The sequence below is a fragment of the Gordonia sp. N1V genome (genome assembly GCF_029269935.1).
GTDB lineage: Bacteria > Actinomycetota > Actinomycetes > Mycobacteriales > Mycobacteriaceae > Gordonia > Gordonia polyisoprenivorans.
Map to the genome: position 1 here is coordinate 36684 of NZ_JARJDD010000020.1, position 23502 is coordinate 60185.

Genomic DNA, 23502 nt, shown 5'->3' on the forward strand with positions numbered 1-23502 from the left:
GGCCGTCTCACCTCCTTCACTCGCGAACGTAGACACGCAGCGTGACATATCCGGTCACCGCTGCCAACACAATTCCGCCGATGACGAGCCACGGCGAGACGAACAACACGTCGCCGATCGTCACCCGGGGCACGATGTTGACCCCGTACAAACCGGCCAGGGCTCTGTCGAAGAAGAAGAGTTTGGCCAGGAACAACCCACCGATCGCGAGCAACGACCCGATGAACGCGGCCAGCATCGCCTCGAGGAGGAACGGCAGCTGGGTGTACCAGCGGGTCGCGCCGACCAATCGCATGATCGACACCTCGGTCCGCCGGGTGAACGCCGCGATCTGCACCGTGTTGACGATCAGCAGGATCGCGGCCACCGCGAGGATCGCGGCCACCGAGAACGCGGCGTTGCGCACCCCGTCGAGCACCCCGAAGATCCGTTTGACGAGTTCACGTTGATCCAGGGCGCCCTCGACGCCGAGGTCCTGGCGGCCCGAGAAGGCGTTGTAGACGTCGTCGAAACGATCTGGATCCGACATCCGGACCTTGAACGACGCCTGCGAGAAGGTGTCCTGGGTGATCTGATCGGCGATCTCCGGCGAGGTCTCCTCGAACATCTCCTTGGCCTGCTGATAGCCCTCTTCGGGGCTGACGTAGGTGACCGATCCGACGCCGGGCTGCTTCTCGAGGTCGGCGCGCAGCGTGGTGCACGGGGCGTTGCGGCAGTTGGCGTCGGCCTTGGAGACGTCCTCGTTGAGGAAGAACTGCATCTCGACCCGGTCGAGGAAGATCTTCTGGCTCTTGTCGGCCATCTGGATCACCAACAGCCCGCCGCCGAACATGCCCAGGGTGATCGCGGTGGTGATGATCATCGCGACCGTCATGGTCAGGTTGCGGCGGAAGCCGTTGAAGACCTCGCTGAAGATGAATTGAGCTCGCATGGCTGCTCGGATGTCCTTCTGGTCGTGGGGGCTCGCGCGGATGCGCCGACGGTTCTCGGCATCGCGTGCACGCGAACCAGATCGGCACTTGTCGCTCAGCCGATGCCGTAGACGCCTTGCTCGTCGTTGCGGACCAGCCGCCCGTTGTCGAATTCGAGGACCCGACGGCGCATCGCGTCGACGATGTGCCGGTCATGGGTGGCCATCACCACCGTCGTGCCGCGCCGGTTCACCCGATCGAGGACGTCGACGATCTCCTCGCTGGTCTCCGGGTCGAGGTTTCCGGTGGGCTCGTCGGCCAGCAGCACCAGCGGCCGGTTGGCGATCGCGCGGGCGATCGCCACACGCTGCATCTCACCGCCCGACAGCTCGTAGGGCATGCGGTCGAGCTTGCCTTCCAGACCCACGTAGTCGAGGACCTCGGGCACCACCTTGCGGATCATCGACGGCGGTTTGCCGATCACCTCCAAGGCGAAGGCGACGTTGTCGGCGACCGACTTCTGTTGCAGCAGCCGGAAATCCTGGAAGACGCAGCCGATCGACTGACGCAGTTTGGGTACCAGACGGCCCTTGAGGGTGTTGACGTGGAAGTCGCCGACGTAGACCTGCCCGGAGGTCGGCTTGTCCTCTTTGAGCAACAAGCGGAAGAAGGTCGACTTCCCCGATCCGGAGGGCCCGATGAGGAACGCGAACTCGCCCTTCTCGACCTCGAGGGACAGCTCGGACAGAGCCGGCCGCGAGGAGGCCTTGTACTTCATCGTGACGTTGTCCAGCGTGATCACAGGGAGCCAGTGTAACGACGACGCCTGAGAGTCCCGTTCAGGCGGACGTGCGGCGCGTTGACCTCGCTCCCGCGCCGGTCGGTCGCACGTCTCAGCGCGTCGGCACGGAGGTGGTGGTCGTCGTCTCCCAGGGCAGCCGGAAGCCGGGGATGAGACCACCGCTCGGCGCCGAGGACTGTCCCGTCGACGACTCCTCCCCGGCACCGGGCGCACCGGGCGCGCCGGACTGCACCGACGACTCGCCCGAGTCCGACGACGACACCGACGACGAGGTCGTCGACGAATAGCTGGTCGTCGGTTCCCGATAGGTCGGCTCGCTCGTGCGCACCACCTGCCGGCCGGTGGACGGCTGCTCCGGCGGGGCGTAGCGCTGCGAGGTGTACCCGTACATCACCCAGCACGCCACGAACAGGACCACCAGGATCGCCGTGCCGGAGCGCACGCGGGTGCCCTTGATGTGCTTCCAGTTCCGGTCGCGCCAGCCACGGCGATGCGACGTCGCGGGCGTGGGATCGGTGACCGGGCGGGCACCGGTGTCGGACTCGGCGTCGTCGTCGGTGACGATCGGGATCTGGTCGGTGTCGACGATGGGGTCGACGGGGGCATGGGTGCGCCTGGTCGCAGCCGGCGTAGCGGGTGGTGTCGTGGCGGGCGGTGGTGTCGTGGCGGGCGTCACCGCGGGCCGCGCGGCGTCGTCCGGCAACAGGTGGCGGGGCTCGCCCTCACGGGCGGGCGTCGAGTCACCAGGCGTCTTACCTGGTGGCGTGTTCTCGGGCGTCTTGTCACCGGGCAGTTCTCGATCGGCCATCAGGCTCCCCCGTCCCGGTCGGTACGGCCGTCGGTGCCGGGCACGCTCACGGTGTCGGCGAGTGTCGCCGGCGGGGCGGCACCGGACTGGGCGTCGTGCCCGGCGGCGACGGTGATGCCCTCGGCGGCGAGAGCGCGCACGATCGACACGCGCAGCGCCCGGCTCACCTCGAACTGTTTGCCGGGCAGCGTCCGCGCGACGATGCGGACGGTGATCGCGTCCAGTTCGAGGTCGGTGACCCCGAGTGACGACGGTGTGTCGAGGAGCAGGTCGTGCCAACGCGCGGTCGCGTAGAACTCGCGGCCCACCCGGTCGAGGGTTTCGTTGACGAGTCCGATGTCGGCCTTGGCCGGCACCGGGACGTCCACCACCGCCCGCGCCCAGTCCTTGGACAGGTTGGTGGCCTTGATGATCTGGCCGTTGGGCACGGTGATGACCTCGCCCTCGCTGGTGCGCAGTTTGGTCACGCGCAGGGTGACGTCCTCGACGGTGCCGTCGGCGTTCTGGCCGCCGGTGACCATCAGACTCACCACGTCGCCGTACCCGTATTGCTTCTCGGCGACCACGAAGAACCCTGCCAGGATGTCCTGCACCACGCGCTGCGCACCGAAGCCGAGGGCTGCACCGATCACTGCACCCGGGCCGGTCAGGCCGGTGATGGGCACGTTGAGGATCACCAGGAAGCGGATCAGCACAATCGCTATGACCACGACGATCAGCACCCACGCGACCACGTCGACCAGGGCCCGACGATGTTTGGTGTCCTCGGTCTGGACGATCAGGTCGCTGTTGTGGAAGCTGCTGTCGACGCGCGCGGCGTACTTGGCCGCCGACCATCGGATGAGACGGATGACGATGAGTCCGCCGAGGACCCACGTGACCATCTGCAGCCCGTTGGTGACCAGCCAGACGTAGATGGACCCGATGAGCTGCTCGGTCGCGTTCTGCGGACTGGTCGCAGCAAGGACGTGATGCGGACTCGCCGCCGCGAGCAACTCAGGCCTCGACATCGGCCATTCGCCAGCGGATGCCCGCCTCGATGAACTGGTCGATGTCGCCGTCGAGGATGGCAGTCGGGTTGTTGCTCTCGACGTTGGTCCGCAGGTCCTTCACCATCTGGTACGGGTGCAGGACGTAGGAACGCATCTGGTTGCCCCAGCTCGATCCGCCGTCGCCCTTGAGCGCGTCGAGTTCGGCGCGCTCCTCCTGACGCTTGCGTTCGAGGAGTTTGGCCTGCAGCACCCGCATCGCCGACGCCTTGTTCTGCAACTGACTCTTCTCGTTCTGGCAGGTGACGACGATGCCCGTGGGCAGGTGCGTCAGACGCACCGCGGAGTCGGTGGTGTTGACCGACTGGCCGCCGGGGCCCGAGGATCGGTAGACGTCGACCTTCAGTTCGTTCTCGTCGATGTCGATGTGGTCGGTGGTCTCCACCACGGGCAGCACCTCGACCTCGGCGAAGGAGGTCTGCCTGCGGCCCTGGTTGTCGAACGGGCTGATCCGGACGAGTCGATGGGTGCCCTGCTCGACCGAGAGGGTGCCGTACATGTAGGGGGCCTTGACGGCGAAGGTCGCCGACTTCAGGCCCGCTTCCTCGGCGTAAGACGTGTCATAGACCTCGACGCCGTAGCCGTGCTGCTCGGCCCACCGCACATACATCCGCATCAACATCTGGGCCCAGTCCGCGGCGTCGACGCCACCGGCACCGGATCGGATGTTGACCAGTGCGTCACGCGCGTCGTACTCGCCGGCGAGCATGGTCTTGACCTCCATCGCGGCGATGTCGGTCCGTAGCGAGGCCCGTTCGGCGTCGGCGTCGGCCAGCGCGCTGGTCCGTTCCTCACCCTCCTCGGACTCGGCGAGCTCGTAGAGCACCGGCATGTCCTCGAGCCGTTGACGCAATTCGGTGACCCGTCGCAACTCCGACTGGGCGTGGGAGAGCTCGCTGGTGACCTTCTGCGCGTGCTCCTGGTCGTTCCACAACTCGGGGTCGGAAGCCTGCATCTCGAGCTCTTCGATCCGACGGCGCAATTCGTCGACGTCGAGCACCTTCTCCACGGTGGTGAGGGTGGTGTCGAGGGATTCGAGATCTGCGGTCACGTCGGGATGCACGGTTATTCAGGGTACCGGCTGGGACGCGCCGTCAGGACGTCGGCGGCGGCATCTCCCCCGGGACCTGCGGCTGCGGCGGGAGTTCACCGAAATGCCAACTGGTCTCGGCCTTGCCCGGCTTGTAGACCACCGGGTGTTCGGAGCCGATCTGCGGCCACGGTTGGCCTTGTTCGAGCACCATCGTCCCGTAGACCTCGGCCGGTCGGGTGCCCGGACCGACAATGGTGCCCGACACGGTGCAGAACGCCTCGCCCTTGCTGTCAGCCTCGGGACGCTCGCTGACCCCGGTGAGGGTCATCGTTCCCTGCACCAGGCCGGTACCGCCGCGGGCGCTGCCTCCGATGCCGCCGACCCGGCGGCCACGCATCTGCATGATCATCGCGACGGCCATGACCGCCAGGAGGATGGCGATCGTGACGGTGATCCACATGACGGCCACCCTACCGGGCCCGGCCTCCGCGTTAGGCTTTCGCGCGTGACCTCCCACCCCGTTCCCGAATACGACGATTCCGACCTCGGTATCGCGCTATCGCTGGCGATCGCCGCCGACGATCTCACCATGGCGCGTTTCGGGGCGCTGGACCTACAGGTGTCGCAGAAACCCGACCTCACACCGGTCTCCGACGCCGATCTGGCCTGCGAGGAGATGATCCGCGAGCACCTGTCGCGCCGGCGTCCCGACGACGTCGTACTCGGCGAGGAGTTCGGTGGCGAGGCGACGAGATCGGGACGCCAGTGGGTGATCGACCCGATCGACGGGACCAAGAACTTCGTGCGCGGTGTTCCGGTGTGGGCAACGTTGATCGCGCTGCTCGTCGACGGCGTTCCGACGGTCGGTGTAGTCTCGGCGCCCGCGCTGCGTCGGCGTTGGTGGGCAGCGCAGGGCCAGGGCGCGTTCGCGGAGTTCGACGGCCGCACCCGGTCGTTGTCGGTGTCGGGCGTCGCCGACGTGGCCTCGGCGAGCCTGGCGTTCTCCAGTCTGTCCGGGTGGGCGCAGGCAGGCATCCGCGACAAGTTCATCGCACTCACCGACGAGGTGTGGCGGGTGCGCGGATACGGCGACTTCTACAACTACTGTCTCGTCGCCGAAGGTGCTGTCGACATCACCGCCGAGCCCGAGGTCTCACTGTGGGATCTCGCGGCCCTCGACATCCTCGTCCGAGAGGCCGGTGGACGCTTCACCGCGCTCGACGGGACGCCCGGCCCCCGGGGTGGCAACGCGGTGGCCAGCAACGGACTGCTGCACGACGCGGTACTCACCGCGCTCGCCGCGGACTGAGCCGGACCCGGGCGGGTCGGACGCACCTGTCCAGTCGACGAGTTGCCGACGAAAGTGCTTCGGGGACTCCTCTGTTCGACCTAGCGTCGACAGGAGACCCGCACCGACGTCAGGAGTTCTCCATGCCCGGCTTCCCCGCCCTCACCCACGTTGCGATCACCGTCGCCGACCTCGAGATCAGCCGGTCCTGGTACAGCCGCCTGTTCGGCGCCGAGCCCGTCCTCGAGGAGGACGAGGAGTCCGGCGCGTTCCACCACGCCGTGTACGCCCTCGACGGCGGCACGCTGTTCGGTCTGCACACCCACACCGACTCGACGCCGTCGGAGGTGTTCAGCGAGAAGCGCACCGGACTCGACCACGTAGCGTTCGCGGTCGGACAGGACGACCTCGAGCGGTGGCGCACCCGGCTCGACGAGCTCGGCATCGCCCACGGCGGCATCAAGCACGCGGCGTACGGGTCGGGCATCTCCTTCCGCGACCCCGACAACATCGCTCTGGAGTTCTTCGCCCCGCCGGCGTAGATCGCGTTGGTCGGCCCGGTCGAGTTCGGTGACGAAGCCGGGCCGGCCGTTTCGGGCTATACCGGGCGATCGTCGCCGCGGAATGGCGTGCGCCGTCGCAGCACCGTCGAAACTCTAACGGCCCGTGAATGATCGAGTGAACACAGATGCTAATGACGCCGTGCACACCGAGGATCACTGTGGACGGGCGGGCTGTCGGCGTTCCGTGCCGAACACCGGTCAGCGGTACCCACCCCGCAGAGCGTGTCTCCCAATTCCTCTGCGATGGATTTGCGGAGGAGCTCTTTCGTCCCAATGGTCGAGGTGCCAAGGAGCGTTAGTGGCGTTCCCTTTCTCCCGATGGTCGAGGTGCCGAGGAGCGTTAGCGACGAGCGTTTCTTCCGGTGGTCGAGGTGTCGAGGAGCGTTAGCGACGAGCCTCGAGACCTGTTGCACCGCTGCTGGTTTCCGACCCGGACCGAACAATGCGACGGTCTAGAGTCCGTGGTCGCCGAGGAGTTGGGCGAGTCGGGTGTCGACCGGCGAATTCGGGCCAGGGTCAGGGTGGAGGATTTCGACGAGGTCGTAGTAGCCGTGTCCGATCGGGACTCGGCTGCGTCGGATTCGGTTGGTGGGCAGCATCGAGTCCCGGTCGTCGCGTGTGGCGAGATCGGTATCGGCAGCGGCCCTACTTGATGGTGGGTCGGGTGGTGGATGCAACTCCGCGCGGAAACGCGCGAGTGCCGCGGTGTAGGTGGCCCCGACATCCGGTAGCGCGTTGGTGCGTTTCGGGTTCGGTTCAGCCGCCCCGACCGGGGTGTTTTTGCGCCACCAGCACCGTCCGGCCCACGGCCCGTCCCGATAAATCCCGGTCGTGAATTGTCCGGGTTTGTCACCGACCATCCGGTTGTGTTTCCCACACGCGGGGGCGAGGTCACCGATGTTGGTGAGCCCACCTTTCGCATGATCTTTGGTGGCGTGATGAATTTCGACGTGCGCGGCAGGTTGAGTGCACCCGGGAAACGAGCAGTACTCGCCACCGTCTTTGGCGAACAACGCGATCCGCTGGCCTTGACTCGCCAACCGCGCCCGCCCCAAATACAGGGGAAGACTGGTGTGGTCGTCGAATACCGCCAGCCACGGCTGGCACTGAGCTGCCAACGCGATCACATCCCGGATCGGGAGCAGGGTGCCGGTCGCCGTGACGCCCATCCCGGTCTGCGCAATCAACTCCGACAGCGACGCTTTGATGATCAGATGCGGTGGCAGCCCGCGATGCGACTGCGGGCCGAGACCGACATCCAGTCCGGCGCGCAGGACCGCCTCCAACGCGTCATGGTTGCGTTGGACCTGATCGCGGTGATCGCGGGCTGCCGCGGCCGCCACCTGTTCGGGATCAGCGTCCTCGCGACTCCCGGTGGGGGACTCCGGATCGGCGGGGTTGTTCATTCCGGGGGCCGCCCACGCGGCGAGTACCGCTTCGAGGTGCGCGGTCAAGGTCGGGGTCATCTGCCCCGACAACCCGCTCATTTTCTGCGCGTCTTGCCGGCCGATGCGGATCTGGCGGCGGCGTTGCCGATCCGAATCGTCGGTCAGGTGGCCGTCGGGGTCGAGGTGCGCCAACACCCGTGCCCCCAAAATCCGCAAATCAGACGGGGTGTGGGTGCGGGCGAACCCGGCCATCGTGGCGTCGGCCGACATTTTCTCGTCGAACGGCACTGCCGCGGGAATGCGGTCCAACACGTCGATCACCACCGCCGCATGCGACGAGCCGGCCGCACCGGACGCCATCGCCTCGGCCAGTGCCGGATATTTGGGGGCGGCGACCTCACCGGTGAAGGTGTGGAACGTGGCGGTCGCTTTCAGTTGCTTCCACCGCCGCCACGGTTCCGAGATCCGCAACAGGCCGATCATGGCGTCGGTGATCGACCCGAACCCGTACTCGCGGGCCAGATGGCGGTCGGAGAATTCCACAATCTGCCGATCCCCCTGAACGGTGACCCGGGTGATCAACTGTTCGGTGGACTGGGCGACCGCGACCAGGTCGTCGTTGGACAGGCCGGTCAAATCATCGGTGGCCAGCGAATCGACCACACGGTGGGCGAGGGCGAGTTTCTGGGCGGTCGACAACCCCGACACGTCGGGGAACGCGGTGTCGACCATCATTTCTCACCCCCCAGTGATAGCGAACACGTGTTTGCGTGATGTTGTGTTCGAGTGTATGCCGGGTTTGTCGGGTTGGCAAGGGGTTGTCGAAAGTTTTTTCGGGTGAGTCTCGGTTGGGTTCCAGCGTCGGTTCGGCTCGGTCTCGAGGCTCGGCGCCTGGGGCGCCTCGCACCTCGACCATCGATCGGTGAAGGACCTTGGGCGCCTCGCACCTCGACCACCGATCGGGAAGCGCCTCGACCACCGATCCAGACCGGCTCCCACCGGTTGTGCCAGTTGAGGATGCGCTCGGGGATGCACCGAATACCCTCTCGCGCAACAGATTCCGGCTACGTTCTCGGTGGAGGCTACAGCAGCGGCGCTGCAGCCGCCCTCGGGGCGTTGCCCGTGCATCCCGCTTTGCCGCCACGATCGCCTTGGGGCTCGACTTCCCCGCGGTGTCGGTCGCCGACATGCGGGACCGGCTGAAACGCGACGATGTGCCGTCAACTGCACATCTTTCAGAACTCGGCCGCGGACTCCTGATCGAGTACGGCGAATTCGGTTGCCGCGTCCTTCATCTCGCTCAATCGTGAGTAGTGGATGCCGGTCCCCGCGTCGGACAGGATGGCCTGATGGATGGGCACCGCGACGCGTGGCGCCATGGCACGCAGGTAATCCACGGACTCACTGAGTTTCATCCACGGCGCCGCCGACGGCAGCGCGAGGACGTCGACATTCTCGAACGGAATGTAGAACGAGTCGCCCGGGTGCATGAACCGCCCGGCGCCCTGCGACGAGTCGAGGACGTAGGCGACGTTGTCGATGACCGGGATCTCCGGATGGATCACCGCATGCCGGCCGCCGGTCATCCGGGCGGTGACCGCGCCGATGTCCACCTGCTGCCCGGGGTGCGCCGGGGTCCACTCCCCCGACGAGTCGGCGTCATTGAGTTGCCGGGCGGTCTGCGGATCGGCGTATCGGAGGGCCTGCGGATTGGCCGCGATGAGATCCGGCAGCCGCGCGGGGTCACAGTGATCGGGATGTTGGTGGGTGATCAGGATCGCGTCGAGTCCGGTGATGCCCTCGAAACCGTGGGAGAAGTTTCCCGGATCGAACAGGATCTTCGCCCCATCGAGTTCGACCAGCAGACACGAATGACCGAAGTGCGTGAGTTGCATGCCTCCACTGTGCTCCCGGCGGCCTCATGTGTCAGCGAACCGCTTCATAACCCCTGGTCGCCCCGGCACGCACGGCCGGCGAACGAGTCCCGGCGAACAAACACGTGACATTCTTCTTACCCATGAGTAAGATCGGTTCTTACCGCCGGGTAAGGTATCCCGGAGCCGTACCGCCCCACCCAGTCAACCACTGCGAGAAATGGTGAACATGTCTACTCACACCGAACCCCGCGACACCTCCGCCGTCGGGAAGACCCGTCATCCCCGCAACTTCATCGGTACCGCGATGCGCGTGCTGACCACGGTCACGGGCTCGGAGTTCGCCGAGAAGTACCAGATCCGTGAACCCATCAACCGGATCGCGTACCAGGCGACCAAGACCGGGTTCCAGACCCTCGGCGCCGCCAACCGCGCCTTCTCGAAGGTGCAGGGCGGGTCGGCTCCGGCCAAACGGCTGACGACCACACCCAAGGGCTACTTCAATCTCACGCCCGACGACGAACAGCAGATGATCGCCGAGACGGTCAAGGAGTTCGCCACCGAGATCCTGCGTCCGGCCGCCTACGACGCCGACGCCGCGGCCACCGCGCCGGAGAGCATCGTCAAGCGCTCCGCGGAACTCGGCATCACCATGATCAACGTCCCCGAGGAACTCGACGGCGCGGCCACCGAGCGCGGGGTCGTGACCAACGCGTTGGTCGCCGAGGCGATGGCCTACGGCGACATGGGTCTCGCGCTGCCGCTGCTCGCCCCGAGCGGTGTGGCCACCACGCTGACGAACTTCGGCAGCGACGGCCAGCAGAAGACCTACCTGCCCGACTTCGCCGGTGAGAACGTCCCGCAGTCGGCGGTCGTGATCGCCGAACCGCGCCCGCTGTTCGACGCATTCTCGTTGCAGACCAAGGCAACCCGCGTACCCAGCGGCTACCGGCTCAACGGCGTGAAGTCGTTCGTACCCGCCGCGGGGTCGTCCGAACTGTTCATCGTCGGCGCGCAACTCGACGGCCGGCCCGCACTGTTCATCGTCGAATCCGATTCCAAGGGCCTGATCGTCGAGGCCGACCCCGGCATGGGTGTGCGCGCCGCAGGCATGGGTCGACTGCTGCTGCAGGACGTCGCGGTGCCGGAGTCGGCGCTGCTCGGCGAAGGATCACCCGATGCTGCCTTCGCGGCGTATCGCGATGTGGTGCGGTTGTCGCGTCTGGGCTGGTCGGCGCTGGCCGCCGGAACCGGTCGGGCCGTGCTCGACTACGTCATCCCCTATGTCAACGAGCGTGAGGCGTTCGGCGAGCCGATCTCCAACCGCCAGGCGGTGGCCTTCATGGTCGCCACCATCGCCACCGAGCTCGACGGCATCCGTCTGGTCACCCTGCGCGGCGCCTCGCGCGCCGAGCAGGGCCTGTCGTTCGCCCGCGAGGCCGCCCTGGCCCGCAAGCTCACCATCGACAAGGGCCTACAGATCGGTCTCGACGGCATCCAGCTGCTCGGCGGCCACGGCTTCACCAAGGAACATCCGGTCGAGCGCTGGTACCGCGACCTGCGTGGCGCGGGTATCGGCGAGGGCATCGTCGTCCTGTAAGGCGACCCGGGAATCGAGGACACAGTCATGAGCATCAATCTGGAACTGCCGAAGAAGCTCGGCGTCACCATCGATCAGGCCCATCAGGCCGCGGCGGAGATCTTCCGTCCCATCTCGCGCAAATACGATCTGCGCGAACACGATTACCCGGTCGAGCTCGACACCCTGGCGAGCCTGTACGACGGTCTGGCCGAGACCGGCCAGGCCGGTGCCGGCGCCGATGCCGGCCGGAGCAAGGACAAGGGCAAGGAGCGTCCCGAGGGCGTCGTGGTCAACGGCGGCAACATGCAGTCGGTGGTCAACGTGATGGAGACCTCCTGGGGCGACGTCGGCCTCATGTTGTCGATTCCCTATCAGGGACTGGGCAATTCGGCGATCGCCGCGGTCGCGACCGACGAGCAGCTCGAGCGCTTCGGCAAGGTGTGGGCGGCGATGGCCATCACCGAGCCCAGCTTCGGCTCGGACTCGGCCGCAGTCACCACCACCGCCACCCTCGACGGCGACGAGTACGTCATCAACGGCGAGAAGATCTTCGTCACCGCGGGCTCACGCGCGAGCCATATCGTGGTGTGGGCGACCGTCGACAAGAACCTCGGCCGCGCCGCGATCAAGAGCTTCGTGGTGCCGCGCGAACATCCCGGTGTCGAGGTGGTCCGGTTGGAGCACAAGCTCGGCATCCGCGTCTCCGACACCGCGGTGATCCGGTTCGAGAACTGCCGCATCCCCAAGGAGAACCTGCTCGGCAGCCCCGAGGTCGACACCAAGAAGGGCTTCGGCGGGGTCATGCAGACCTTCGACAACACGCGGCCCCTCGTCGCGGGAATGGCCGTCGGGGTGGCGCGGGCCGCACTCGAAGAGCTGCGTCGCATCCTCGAAGACGCGGGCATCGAGATCGACTACGATCGTCCCGCCGCCGATCAGCATGCCGCCGCAGCCGAATTCATCCGAATGGAATCCGATTGGGAGGCAGCGTATCTGCTGACCATGCGGGCGTGCTGGATGGCCGACAACAAGCAGCCCAACTCGCTGGAGGCCTCGATGGCCAAGGCCAAGGCCGGCCGCACGGGTACCGACGTCACCAACAAGGCCGTCGAATTGGCCGGTACGCCAGGCTATTCCGAACGCCTGCTGCTCGAGAAATGGGCCCGCGACTCGAAGATCCTCGACATCTTCGAGGGCACCCAGCAGATCCAGCAACTCATCATCGCCCGCCGGGTGCTCGGCAAGAGCAGCGCCGAACTGAAGTGAGTCGCACCGGCCGATGATCTCCCCGGCCGGCATTGAACACGAGATCGCCCCGCGGACACCACGTCCGCGGGGCGATTCCCGTCGGTGCGGATGTGTCGGTGTCCGTCGCAATGTCGGTCCGGGAGGACGCGAACCGGCTCACACCTCGGGCAGCGGCCGCCCGGATTGCTCCGACCACACCACCGGATCCTCGCGCAGCAGATGCGCCCGACCCTTGCGACGGTATCGCCAGATCTGCAGGGCGCCGACGCCCCACAGCAGGTACTGCGCCGACATCGCCGCGGTGAACGCCTCGGGCGGATAGCCGGACGCGCCGTCGGGGGTGCGCCAGTCGAGGATGATGCCGATCATCGCCATCAGCAGCAGGCTCGCGAAGAAGCCGCCCTGGTTGATGATCCCGGTCGCGCTGCCGACGCGTGAGACGGGATTGGAGGTGCGGCCGAGATCGAAGCCGATCATCGACGCCGGACCACCCATGCCGCACACGATGACCAGCAGCATCAGCAGCCAGAACGGCGCAGAACCGGGCCAGGCGAGCACAATCGTCCACATGCCGGCGATGGCGCCGACGACGCTCAGCACCAGGGTCGACCGGTGCCAGGGATGCCGCGTGATCAGCGCGGCGAAGATCGGTCCGAAGCCGATGATCGAGCACACCATGATCGTCAGCAGGGTGCCTGCCGCGCCCGCGCCCTGCCCCTCGCCCTCGACGAAAAACGGGAATCCCCACAGCAATCCGAGGACGGTGGCACTGAACTGGGTGGAGAAATGCATCCAGAATCCCAGCCGAGTACCTGGATGACCCCAGGCCGCGGCGAGAGTGGCACGGATACCGGCGAACCCGAGCAATGGCCCGGAGGTGGTGCGCGCCTGCGGGGAGTCGCGCACCACGATCGCCGCGATCACCAGCAGCACCGCACCGCAGGCGGCGGTCACCAAGTAGGCGTGCGTCCACCCGAGATTCGACAGCGCCCAGGTCATCGGGACCGCGGCCGCCACCGCGCCGAGTTGGCCGAGTACTCCGGTCAACTGCGTCATCAGCGGGATGCGCCGCACCGGGAACCACGAGGTGACCAACCTCAGCACGCACACGAAGGTCATGGCGTCGCCGACCCCGACGAAGAACCGAGAGCCGAGCGCCCACACGTAGGTGTCGGCGAAGGCGAAACTCAGTTGCGCCAGCGTCAGGATCAGGGTGCCGGTGAGCAGCACCCGGCGCGGGCCGAACCGGTCGACGAGGAGCCCGACCGGGATCTGCATCAGCGCGTACACCAGCAACTGCAACACCACGAACGTCGACAACGCCGACGCCGAGATGTGAAAACGGTCGGCGGCGAGCAGACCGGCGACCGCCATCGACGACCGATGCAGAACGGCGATGAAGTAGACGGTCACCGCGACCGTCCACACCACCATCGGGTGCCCGACACGGGCGGGTGCGCTCACCGGACCGACCTCCTCTTGCTCGACACACCATGGTGCGTCATCGGTACCGGTGAGCACCGTGCGGGTGGACATCGCACGGGTGAGCGTCCCGCGCGGGTGCGAGAAACGCTCAGCCGTTGATCACCTGCGGCACCGAGACACCCTTGAGACCCTCGACGCCGAACTCCAATCCGTACCCGGACTTCTTGACACCGCCGAACGGGATCATCGGGTGCACGCCGCCGTGCCCGTTGATCCACACGGTGCCGGCCTCCAGACGACCCGCGATCGCTCGCGCGGCGTCGGCATCACCACTCCACACCGAGGCGCCGAGCCCGACGTCGAGGCCGTTGGCCAGTGCGACGACCTCGTCGACGTCTGTGTAGCGGATGATCGGCAGCGCCGGACCGAACTGCTCCTCGGTCACCAGCGGATTGTCGTTGTCGATGTCGGCGACCAGGGTCAGCGGGTAGAAGTGGCCGGGGGCGTCGGTGTCGGGGTCACCGCCGGTGAGCACCTTCGCGCCGGACTCCTTGGCTGCCTCGACGAGCCGGGCGACGATGTCGAACTGCGCGCGGTTCTGCAGCGGACCCAGCACGTTGTTCTCGTCGAGGCCGCGGCCCATCGGCATCTGCCCGGCGACCTCGACGAGCGCGGCACACACGTCGTCGTAGACGTCGGCGTGCACGTAGAGCCGTTTGAGTGCCGCGCACGTCTGGCCGGTGTTGATGAAACATCCCCAGAACAGGTCCTGGGCAATGGCTTTCGCGTCGACGTCGGGCAGCACGATACCGGCGTCGTTACCGCCGAGTTCGAGGGTGAGGCGTTTGACGGTGTCGGCCGAACTCTTGATGATCGCCTGACCGGTCCGGGTCGAACCGGTGAACATCACCTTGTCGATGTCGGGATGGGACGACAGCCTGGCCCCGACCTCACCCTCGCCGGCGACCGGGATGAGCACGTCGGCGGGCAGGACGCCGTTGAGGACCTCGATCAGGGCGAGCACCGACAGCGGCGTGTACTCCGAGGGTTTGACGACGGCGGTGTTGCCCATCCGCAGGGCCGGGGCGACCTGCCAGATGGTGATCATCATCGGCCAGTTCCACGGGCCGATCGCACCGACGACTCCCACCGGGCGGTAACGCAATTCGGCGTGGGTCTCCTCGTCGTCGACGACCGTCTCGCCCGGCCGTGCGGTGGCCGCGGTGGCCCGCAGCCACGCCGAGCAGGCACCGACCTCGAAGCGCGCGTTGGGACCGTTCAGCGGTTTGCCCTGTTCGCGCGAGAGGAGTTCGGCGAGGGGTTCGGCGGCCTCCTCGATGGCGTCGGCGGCTTTGAGTAGCAACGCCTTCCGCTCGTCGTCGGAGCGCGCGGCCCATGCCGGTTGTGCGGCCCGGGCACGGGCCACGGCGACATCGAGATCGGCGACGGAACCGAAGGCGACCGCGCCGACGACCTCACCGGTCGCGGGATCAAGGATCTCGCGACCGGCGGGATCGGTGACGGAGTGCAGCAAGCTGTCATAGGTTGTGCTCATGATGATTCTCTTTCCTGATCGAAATCTGTTGACACTCAGTCGTCGAAGGCTGTGAAACTCAGTCGTCGAAGACGACCACTCCGCGGATGTTGCGGCCGGCGTGCATGTCCTCGTACGCCAGCGCGACCTCGTCGAGCGTGTACTCGCGGGTGATCAGCTCGTCGAGTTTGAGCTGACCCGCCCGGTACATACGCGCGAGATTGGGGATGTCGCGACGCGGATTGGACTCGCCGAACAGCGAGCCCTGCAACCGCTTCTGCATGAGAGTGAGATCACCGAGCAAAATGGGTGCACCCGCCACGGTGATGTTGCCCAGACCGGTGAGAACCACGGTGCCCGCCTTGCGGATCGAGTCCAGCGCCTGCGCCACATCATCTCCGGACACCACGCCGATGGTGATGATCGTCGAGTCGGCGCCCTGCCCATTGGTCACCGACCGGGCATACTCGGTGGCCTCGGCCAACGTGGTGTAGAAGTGCGTGGCGCCGAACAGTTTTGCCTTCTCCTCCTTGGCCGCGACCGGATCCACGGCCACGACGCTGGTGGCCCCGGCGTGCGCCGCACCCTGCAATGCGTTGGCACCGATCCCACCGATGCCGACCACGATGACGGTGTCACCGGGCTGCACGCGAGCGGAATTGACCGCCGATCCCCAACCGGTCGGCACCCCACAGCTGAGCAGTGCCGCCTGTTTGAGCGGAAGGTCCTTGTCCACCTTGACCACCGAGGCGACCGACGCGGTGGTGTACTCGCTGAAGGTGGAGATACCGCACTGCTGCCCCACCGGTGCGCCGTCGAGTTGCATCCGGAAACTCCCCGGATCCTCCGCGCGATCACCGGAGAGCAGGGTCGCGCCGAGGTCGCACAGATTGGACAGTCCGCGAGCGCAGAATTCGCACTTCCCACACGCCGGCAAGAACGAGAACACGACGTGATCACCGATCTCGAAACCCGGCGTGTTCGGGCCGACAGCCGAGATGATGCCCGCCCCTTCGTGTCCGCCGGCAAATGGGTAGATGCCGACCGGAATGTCGCCGGTGGCGGCGTGGTCGTCGGAGTGGCACAGACCGGCCGCGACCATCTTGACGGTCACCTCGTTCTGGCGTGGCTCGTCGAGGTCGAGGGTGACGGTCTCGTAGCGTCCGGGCGCCTCACGGAGAACGGCGGTGCGAGTGGTGAAGGACATCGGTGTCTTCTTTCGTCGGGGATGTGTCAGAAGCTCAGAGGATCAACAACTGTCGGCGATCAATAGCTGCTGGGGTTCGGTTCGCCGTTACCGATAAAACCGGCGGCCAACCCCTCCGACCCGCGGGCCAGCAGCGCGGCATCGGCGCCGACGAGCACGAACGTCGCGCCCGCAGCGACGTAGGCGCGGGCCTGGTCGGCGACGAAGGCGTTGACACCGAACGGTTTTCCGGCGGCACGCACTCCGTCGAACGCCGTGTGCACAGCGTCGACGACATCGGGATGGGTTTGCGCGCCGAGCAGACCCATCGACGCCGCGAGATCGCTCGGACCGACGAACACACCGTCGATACCCGGTGTCTCGGCGATCGCTCGGGCGTGCTCGACGGCCTCGATGCTCTCGATCTGCACGAACACCGACACGTGATCGGCGCCGTCGGCGAGGTAGTCGGGCACCCGATTCCACCGGGCAGACCGTGCCAGAGCACTGCCGACACCGCGCCGACCGACGGGCGGATACTGTGCGGCGGCGGCGATCTGTCGAGCCTGCCCGGCGTCGGAGACCATCGGTACGAGGATGTTCTGCGCACCGAGATCGAGAACCTGTTTGATGACGACGGCGTCGCCCACGGGTACCCGCACCATCGGCGTACACCGATAACCTGACACTGCATACAGCTGTGCGAGAACCGATTCGAGGCCGTTGGGAGCGTGTTCCATGTCGATCAGCAGCCAGTCGAGGCCGGAACCGGCCATGATCTCGGCGGCCACCGGTGAGCCGGTGGTGATCCAGCCGCCGTAGAGCGCGCGATCGGCGGCGGCGAGCGCCTCGCGCATGGTCGGCCTCAGCTGAATCGGCATGTCACCGTCCCCATCCGGCCGTAGTCGGCGAGCACCGTGTCGCCGGCATGTACCCACATCGGACGGGTGAACGAGCCGGCGAGCACGATCTCCCCCGCCTCCAGCCGATCCCCATGCGCGGCAAGCTTGTCGGCGAGCCACGCCACGCCGGTGGCCGGGTGGTTGAGCACAGCGGCGGCCACACCGGACTCCTCGATGGTCTCGTTGCGATACAGCAGCGCCGACACCCACCGCAGGTCGATCTCGTTCGGCTTCATGGGGTTTCCGCCGTAGACCATGCCGCCCATGGCGGCGTTGTCACTGATGGTGTCGACGATGGTGCGACCCGCCATCTCGATGCGGGAGCTGAGGATCTCCAATGCCGGCACCACGTATTCGGTGGCCCGAAGCACGTCGAAGATCGTCGCGTTCGAGCCGTCGAGCGCCGACCCGAGCACGAATGCCAACTCCACCTCGATACGGACGTTGGAGAACCGGCCGTGATCGATCACCGAGCCGTTCTCGAACACCATGTCGTCGAAGATCGCGCCGTAGTCGGGTTCGGTGATACCGGTGGCGACCTGCATCACCTTGCTCGTCAGGCCGATCTTGCGTCCCACCGGACGACGCCCGGCGGCGATCCCGCGCCGGCGCCACTCGTTCTGCACCGCATAGGAATCCTCGACGGTCATCTCCGGGTGGCGTGCGGTCAGCAATGGGATCGTCGTCCGATCCCGTTCTGCGGCAGCGAGTTCGTCGGCGATCTCGGTGATCGTCTGGGCGGACAGCATCAGAGCTGTGCACCCAGCTTGTACTCGCCCTGCTTCCACTCGGGCATCTGTCCCTCGTCATCCTTGCGGGTGTAGGAGAAGCCGTCGGCGCCGATGGTCACCGCCATCTCCGAGTCGTCGGTGCGGGTGAGCACCGGCTGCGGGTTGCCGTCGAGGTCGAGCACCAGCGAGGCGTCGGTGTACCAGCTCGGCACCACCGGGTTGCCCCAGAAGTCGCGGCGCTGGTTGTCGTGGACATCCCAGGTGACGACGGGGTTGTCGGGGTCGCCGGTGTAGTAGTCCTGGGTGTAGATCTCCACCCGATGACCGTCCGGGTCGCGCAGGTAGAGGTAGAACGCATTCGACACACCGTGGCGGCCGGGACCGCGTTCGATCGCGTCGGAGCGGCGCAAGCCGCCGAGCTTGTCGCAGATCGCCAGGATGTTGTGCTTCTCGTGGGTGGCGAAGGCGACGTGATGCATCCGCGGTCCGTCGCCACCGGTGGCGGCGGTGTCGTGCACCGTCGGCTTGCGTCGCATCCACGCGGCGTACACGGTGCCCTTGTCGTCCTGGATGTCCTCGGTGACCCGGAAGCCCAGATCCTGATAGTGGCGGACCGCGCGTGGCACATCGGGGGTGACCTGGTTGAAGTGGTCCAGACGCACCAGCTCGCCCGGACAGTGCAGGTCGTAGCGCCACGACATCCGCTCGACGTGATCGGTCTGGTAGAAGAACTCGTACGGGAACCCGAGCGGATCCTCCACGCGCACCGAGTCGCCGATGCCCTTGACGAATCCCTGCGCCCGACGTTCCACGCGGCAACCGATCTCGGTGTAGAACGCGACCGCCTTGTCGAGGTCTTCGGGACTGCGTACCCGGTAGGAGAAGACGGCCACCGCGGCCACCGGACCCTTGCGGAGCACGAGGTTGTGGTGGATGAACTCCTCGGTGGAGCGCAGGTAGATCGCCTCGTCGTCCTCCTCGGTGACATAGAGCCCGAGGATGTCGACATAGAACTGACGCGATGCGGCCAGGTCGGTGACGACGATCTCCATGTAGGCGCACCGCAGGATGTCCGGCGGCGCGGACTGCGGGGTGGAGACGGGATTGTCGGAGCGGATGGGGGCTTCCTGCGAGACGTAGTAGCCCGACGAGGTCAGGGTCATCTCTTCGCGAGCGGTCATGGGTGGCGTCCTTGCCTGGGTCGAGAGGGGTTGGCGGATCGAGGAGTCGGGAACGAAAGCTTCTGGTGCGGTGGGGATTACTGCTTGCCGAAGGTCGGGTTGTGGACCTTGCCGAGGGTGATGTGCACGGCCTGCTGATCGGTGTAGAAGTCAATCGAGCGGTAGCCGCCCTCGTGGCCGAGGCCGGAGGCCTTGACACCACCGAACGGGGTGCGCAGATCGCGGACGTTGTTCGAGTTGAGCCACACCATGCCGGCCTCCACGGCCTGCGAGAAGTTGTGGGCCCGCTTGAGGTCATTGGTCCAGATGTAGGCGGCCAGACCGTATTTCACGCCGTTGGCCAGCGCGAGAGCTTCCTCGTCGGAGTCGAATGGGGTGATCGCGACGACCGGACCGAAGATCTCCTCCTGGAAGATCCGCGCATCGGGGGCGACGTCGGCGAACACGGTGGGGGCCACGAAGTTGCCGGTGTCGAAGCCCTCCGGCCGACCACCACCGGCGACGAGGCGTCCCTCGGACTTGCCGAGTTCGACGTAGCTCATCACCTTCTCGTAGTGCTCGGGGTGCACGAGCGCACCAACCTCGGTGGTCTTCTCGTGCGGATATCCGACGACGACCCGTTTGGCCTGTGCCGCATACCGTTCCACGAACTCGTCGTAGACCGAGCGCTCGACGAGGATGCGACTGCCTGCGGTGCAGCGCTCACCGTTGAGGGAGAACACACCGAAGATGGTGGCGTCGATCGCGGCGTCGAGGTCGGCGTCGGCGAAGACCACCGCCGGACTCTTACCGCCCAGTTCCATGGACAGGCCCTTGAGGTACGGGGCCGCGTTGCCGAAGATGAGCTGCCCGGTGCGACTTTCGCCGGTGAACGAGATCAACGGCACCTCAGGGTGTTTCACCAATGCGTCACCGGCGTCCTCACCCAATCCGTTGACGAGGTTGAACACGCCCTGCGGCAGTCCTGCCTCCTCGAAGATGCCGGCCCACAACGACGCCGAGAGCGGTGTGAACTCGGCGGGCTTGAGCACCACGGTGTTTCCGGTGGCCAGCGCGGGACCGAGCTTCCACGACTCGAGCATGAACGGGGTGTTCCACGGGGTGATCAGACCGGCGACGCCGATCGGCTTGCGATTGACGTAGTTGATCTGCCTACCGGGCACCTTGTAGGTGTCGTCGGACTGGGCGACGATCAGGTCGGCGAAGAACCGGAAGTTCTCCGCGGCGCGGCGGGCCTGACCGAGGGCCTGGGTGATCGGCAGCCCGGAATCGAAGGACTCCAGTTCAGCCAGCCGCGCATCACGGGATTCGACGATGTCGGCGATCCGGTGCAGTACCCGCGCACGTTCGCGCGGCAGCATCGTCGGCCACGGGCCGTCGGTGAAGGCGGCACGTGCGGCGGCCACGGCCAGATCGATGTCGGCCTTCTTGCCGGCAGCGGCCTGCACATAGGTCTCGTTCGACACCGGGTCGAGGACATCGAAGGTGTCGCCGTCGACCGAGTCGACGAACGCTCCGCCGATGTAATGTTGGATGCGCGTGGGCAAATCGGCCGGGACGTGACCGGTCACCGGTGAGCTCACCGTGTTCGTCATGGTTTCTCCGTTTCGGGGGTCGGGATCGGGGTCGGGGTCCGGTTACGGACCGTCGAAGAACTAGAAGGCCGGCAGGCCAAGGGTTTCGTCGGGGTGTTCGTGGACCAGGTAGGCGTCGAGGGTGGCCGCGCGGTGACGCCGCGCGACCTTCTCGATCTCGCCGAGCGGCGCACCGATCTCGATGAGCCGCACGATGTTCTCGTGTTCGCGGACTGACTCCTGCGCCCGGCCGGGCACGAAGGAGAACGTCGAGGCGCGCAGGTGCCCGAGTCGGGCCCATTCGGCTTCGACAAGGGTGACCATCCGCGGGTTGGTGCACTTGGAGAACAGGGTCGCGTGGAACTCCTGGTTCAGCGCGGTGAACAGACCCGGATCGAAGTGACCAAGCGATTCGATCATGCGCTCGTTGATGTCTCGCGCCTTGCGCAGATCGTCCTCGCTGAGCCGACGGGCGGCCAGCGCGGTGGCCGCACCCTCCAGGATCGACAACGCCTGCATGCTCTCGCGATACTGCGAGTCGTCGACCATCGACACCTGGGCGCCGACGTTGGTCTCGAAGGTGACCAGGCCCTCGGCCTCGAGTTGGCGGATCGCCTCGCGCACCGGTACCACGCTCATGTCCAGACTCTTGGCGATGGTGCTCAATACCAACCGATAGCCGGGCGTGTACTCCTGTCGCGCGATGCGCTCCTTGATCCAGTGGTAGGCGATCTGCGACTTGCTACGGCTCGGATTGACCTGGCCGGGTTGCTCATTCATCGATTCGCCTTCCATTCGAGATAGCGGGCTTTCCACTGCGCGTTGGGCGGGAACAGTCCGTCGACCGGGTGTCCGGCGGCGACCTGTTCGGCCACCCAGGCGTCCTGCTCCTCCTGGGCGAGCGCGGCGTCGGCCACCTCGGCGGCGATGGCCGGCGGGATGACGATCACGCCGTCGTCGTCACCGACGATGATGTCGCCGGGTTGGATCGTGGCACCGCCGCACGCGATGGTCAGGTCGTGATCCCAGGGCACGTGCTTGCGGCCGAGGACCGCCGGATGCGGTCCGGCGGTGAACACCGGTAGACCGATCTCGGCGACCGCGGCGTAGTCGCGTACCCCGCCGTCGGTGACGATGCCCTCGGCGCCAAGGGTTTTCGCGCGGATCGCCAGGATGTCACCGAGGGTGCCCGATCCGGTCTCGCCGCGCGCCTCGATGACGATCACCTCACCCGGGCCGACGGCGTCGAAGGTCTGTTTCTGCGCGTTGTATCCTCCGCCGTGGGAGTCGAACAGGTCTTCACGGTTGGGCACGAAGCGCAGGGTCTTGGCGGTGCCGACGATCTTGGTTCCTCGGGTCTGCGCGCGCACGCCGTCGATGGAGACGTTGTTGAGGCCGCGCTTGCGTAGTTGTCCGGACAGACCGGCGACCGGCACTCGCGTCAGTTTCTCGCGCAACTCGTCGGTGAGGACCGGCCCGGCGGGTGCCGGTAGTCCGGCCGCCTGCGCCGAGCCCCACGCCTCGGCGCGCTGGGTGTCGTCGACGGCCGGCAGCGACCCGAGGTCGGCGTCGAATCCGTTGTCGCCCTGCACCACTGTGGTGACGAGCCGACCGGAGGTCGGCCCGCCGGGAACGTCGACCTCGACCTCGACGACATCTCCGGGACCGATGACCGAGGAGCCGGCCGGGGTGCCGGTGAGGATCACATCGCCGCGTTCGAGGGTGAAATGCTGCGAGAGATCGGCGACGATCTGGGCCGGCGAGAAGAACATTCCCGCCGTCGAATCATCTTGCGCCAGGCGACCGTTCACCCAGGTACGAATGCGGATCGCGTTCGGGTCCACCGCGCGGGCGTCGATGAGGTCCGGGCCGAGCGGGGTGAATCCGTCGCCACCCTTGGACCGCACGTTGGAGCCCTTGTCGGCCGCCCGCAGGTCGTAGAGTCCGAGGTCGTTGGCGGCGGTGACGGCGGCGACGTGATCCCACGCCTGCGCGAGGCCGACCCGGCGGGCCGGGGTTCCGATGACCAGAGCCACCTCCCCTTCGAAGGCGAGCAACTCGGTGCCGAGTGGTCGCTCGACGGTACCGCCGGTCGCCGCCACCGAACTCGAGGGCTTGAAGAAGTACGACGGCTGTGCCGGTCGCCGCCCGCGCTGCTGCGCACGCGAGGTGTAGCTGAGATGGACCGCGATGATCTTGCCGGGCGTGCCGATCGCGGGCACGGCCACCGATGCTGCGGAACCGTCCCGGTTCGCCTGCTGATGTTGGTCGGTCGTCACGGATGTCCTCTCCGTCGGCAGGATCGTATATGAAAACGTATCTTGCGAGCGATATACGAGATCGTATATGGTCTGAGACACAGAGCGCAAGTGATCCAGATCGCAGCGACTCGAGACCGTGGCCCCGGCCACCAGAACCTCCGG

The 23502-nt window shown here is 66.7% G+C and carries 21 protein-coding genes; 4 read left to right on the forward strand and 17 right to left on the reverse strand.

Annotated features, from left to right (window positions below; translation table 11 throughout):
- Nucleotides 1–16: 16 nt before the first annotated feature.
- The 6 genes from ftsX to P3L18_RS21695 form a co-directional block, all read right to left on the reverse strand.
- Nucleotides 17–931 (reverse strand): permease-like cell division protein FtsX, encoded by a 915-nt coding sequence (ftsX, locus tag P3L18_RS21670; RefSeq protein WP_006372872.1) that lies wholly within the window; start codon nucleotides 929–931, stop codon nucleotides 17–19.
- A gap of 95 nt (nucleotides 932–1026) precedes the next feature.
- The gene (ftsE, locus tag P3L18_RS21675; protein ID WP_006372873.1) at nucleotides 1027–1713 is read right to left on the reverse strand and encodes a cell division ATP-binding protein FtsE; all 687 of its coding nucleotides are present in this window, start codon (nucleotides 1711–1713) and stop codon (nucleotides 1027–1029) included.
- Nucleotides 1714–1804: 91 nt separating this feature from the next.
- Entirely contained in the window at nucleotides 1805–2521 is a 717-nt protein-coding gene (locus tag P3L18_RS21680) for a hypothetical protein (RefSeq protein ID WP_265076735.1), read from the reverse strand.
- Complete coding sequence (locus tag P3L18_RS21685; RefSeq protein ID WP_276115195.1) at nucleotides 2521–3531, reverse strand: mechanosensitive ion channel family protein; 1011 nt, start codon at nucleotides 3529–3531, stop codon at nucleotides 2521–2523. Before P3L18_RS21685 ends, P3L18_RS21680 begins: the two co-directional genes overlap by 1 nt.
- Nucleotides 3518–4633: a peptide chain release factor 2 gene (gene prfB / locus P3L18_RS21690; protein WP_014360767.1), complete on the reverse strand. Its 1116-nt coding sequence runs from the start codon at nucleotides 4631–4633 to the stop codon at nucleotides 3518–3520. The genes P3L18_RS21685 and prfB overlap by 14 nt, the downstream gene beginning before the upstream one ends.
- A 31-nt stretch (nucleotides 4634–4664) precedes the next feature.
- Nucleotides 4665–5063, reverse strand: coding sequence for a hypothetical protein (locus P3L18_RS21695; RefSeq protein WP_208791983.1), 399 nt, complete (start codon nucleotides 5061–5063; stop codon nucleotides 4665–4667).
- Nucleotides 5064–5108: 45 nt separating this feature from the next.
- On the opposite strand from P3L18_RS21695, the gene hisN reads away from it, so the two are divergent.
- Together hisN and P3L18_RS21705 are read left to right on the forward strand one after the other, a co-directional pair.
- Complete coding sequence (gene hisN / locus P3L18_RS21700) at nucleotides 5109–5912, forward strand: histidinol-phosphatase (protein ID WP_276115196.1); 804 nt, start codon at nucleotides 5109–5111, stop codon at nucleotides 5910–5912.
- A gap of 122 nt (nucleotides 5913–6034) precedes the next feature.
- Nucleotides 6035–6433 carry a VOC family protein gene (locus tag P3L18_RS21705; protein WP_006372879.1) on the forward strand — a complete coding sequence of 133 codons (399 nt, stop codon included), beginning with the start codon at nucleotides 6035–6037 and terminating at the stop codon, nucleotides 6431–6433.
- Between the two features lie 473 nt (nucleotides 6434–6906).
- On the opposite strand, the gene P3L18_RS21710 is transcribed toward P3L18_RS21705, so the two are convergent.
- Entirely contained in the window at nucleotides 6907–8574 is a 1668-nt protein-coding gene (locus P3L18_RS21710) for an HNH endonuclease signature motif containing protein (RefSeq protein WP_276115221.1), read from the reverse strand.
- Between the two features lie 503 nt (nucleotides 8575–9077).
- Nucleotides 9078–9737, reverse strand: coding sequence for an MBL fold metallo-hydrolase (locus tag P3L18_RS21715; protein ID WP_079930508.1), 660 nt, complete (start codon nucleotides 9735–9737; stop codon nucleotides 9078–9080).
- A gap of 208 nt (nucleotides 9738–9945) precedes the next feature.
- Here P3L18_RS21715 and P3L18_RS21720 point away from each other — a divergent pair, with 208 nt between their 5' ends.
- Both P3L18_RS21720 and P3L18_RS21725 read left to right on the forward strand, forming a co-directional pair.
- Nucleotides 9946–11316: an acyl-CoA dehydrogenase family protein gene (locus P3L18_RS21720; protein ID WP_276115197.1), complete on the forward strand. Its 1371-nt coding sequence runs from the start codon at nucleotides 9946–9948 to the stop codon at nucleotides 11314–11316.
- A 27-nt stretch (nucleotides 11317–11343) separates the two neighbouring features.
- Nucleotides 11344–12564, forward strand: a complete 1221-nt coding sequence (locus P3L18_RS21725) for an acyl-CoA dehydrogenase family protein (RefSeq protein ID WP_276115198.1) — start codon at nucleotides 11344–11346, stop codon at nucleotides 12562–12564.
- Between the two features lie 138 nt (nucleotides 12565–12702).
- Here P3L18_RS21725 and P3L18_RS21730 read toward each other — a convergent pair whose 3' ends face one another.
- The 9 genes from P3L18_RS21730 to P3L18_RS21770 all read right to left on the reverse strand — a co-directional run bounded on the left by P3L18_RS21730 (nucleotide 12703) and on the right by P3L18_RS21770 (nucleotide 23358).
- Nucleotides 12703–14010 (reverse strand): MFS transporter, encoded by a 1308-nt coding sequence (locus P3L18_RS21730; RefSeq protein ID WP_276115199.1) that lies wholly within the window; start codon nucleotides 14008–14010, stop codon nucleotides 12703–12705.
- A 109-nt stretch (nucleotides 14011–14119) separates the two neighbouring features.
- Nucleotides 14120–15526: an aldehyde dehydrogenase family protein gene (locus P3L18_RS21735; RefSeq protein ID WP_276115200.1), complete on the reverse strand. Its 1407-nt coding sequence runs from the start codon at nucleotides 15524–15526 to the stop codon at nucleotides 14120–14122.
- A gap of 58 nt (nucleotides 15527–15584) precedes the next feature.
- Nucleotides 15585–16712, reverse strand: coding sequence for an NDMA-dependent alcohol dehydrogenase (locus P3L18_RS21740; protein ID WP_276115201.1), 1128 nt, complete (start codon nucleotides 16710–16712; stop codon nucleotides 15585–15587).
- A 59-nt stretch (nucleotides 16713–16771) separates the two neighbouring features.
- Complete coding sequence (locus P3L18_RS21745; protein ID WP_276115202.1) at nucleotides 16772–17572, reverse strand: HpcH/HpaI aldolase/citrate lyase family protein; 801 nt, start codon at nucleotides 17570–17572, stop codon at nucleotides 16772–16774.
- Nucleotides 17557–18342 (reverse strand): 2-oxo-hept-4-ene-1,7-dioate hydratase, encoded by a 786-nt coding sequence (gene hpaH / locus P3L18_RS21750; protein ID WP_265076738.1) that lies wholly within the window; start codon nucleotides 18340–18342, stop codon nucleotides 17557–17559. The genes P3L18_RS21745 and hpaH overlap by 16 nt, the downstream gene beginning before the upstream one ends.
- On the reverse strand, nucleotides 18342–19505 hold the full coding sequence (hpaD, locus tag P3L18_RS21755) for a 3,4-dihydroxyphenylacetate 2,3-dioxygenase (protein ID WP_006372888.1): 1164 nt from the start codon (nucleotides 19503–19505) through the stop codon (nucleotides 18342–18344). The genes hpaH and hpaD overlap by 1 nt, the downstream gene beginning before the upstream one ends.
- Nucleotides 19506–19582: 77 nt before the next feature.
- The gene (gene hpaE, locus P3L18_RS21760; RefSeq protein ID WP_014360777.1) at nucleotides 19583–21100 is read right to left on the reverse strand and encodes a 5-carboxymethyl-2-hydroxymuconate semialdehyde dehydrogenase; all 1518 of its coding nucleotides are present in this window, start codon (nucleotides 21098–21100) and stop codon (nucleotides 19583–19585) included.
- Nucleotides 21101–21160: 60 nt separating this feature from the next.
- Nucleotides 21161–21859 carry a GntR family transcriptional regulator gene (locus P3L18_RS21765; RefSeq protein WP_276115203.1) on the reverse strand — a complete coding sequence of 233 codons (699 nt, stop codon included), beginning with the start codon at nucleotides 21857–21859 and terminating at the stop codon, nucleotides 21161–21163.
- Nucleotides 21856–23358: a fumarylacetoacetate hydrolase family protein gene (locus P3L18_RS21770; protein WP_253194030.1), complete on the reverse strand. Its 1503-nt coding sequence runs from the start codon at nucleotides 23356–23358 to the stop codon at nucleotides 21856–21858. The genes P3L18_RS21765 and P3L18_RS21770 overlap by 4 nt, the downstream gene beginning before the upstream one ends.
- Nucleotides 23359–23502 lie beyond the last annotated feature (144 nt).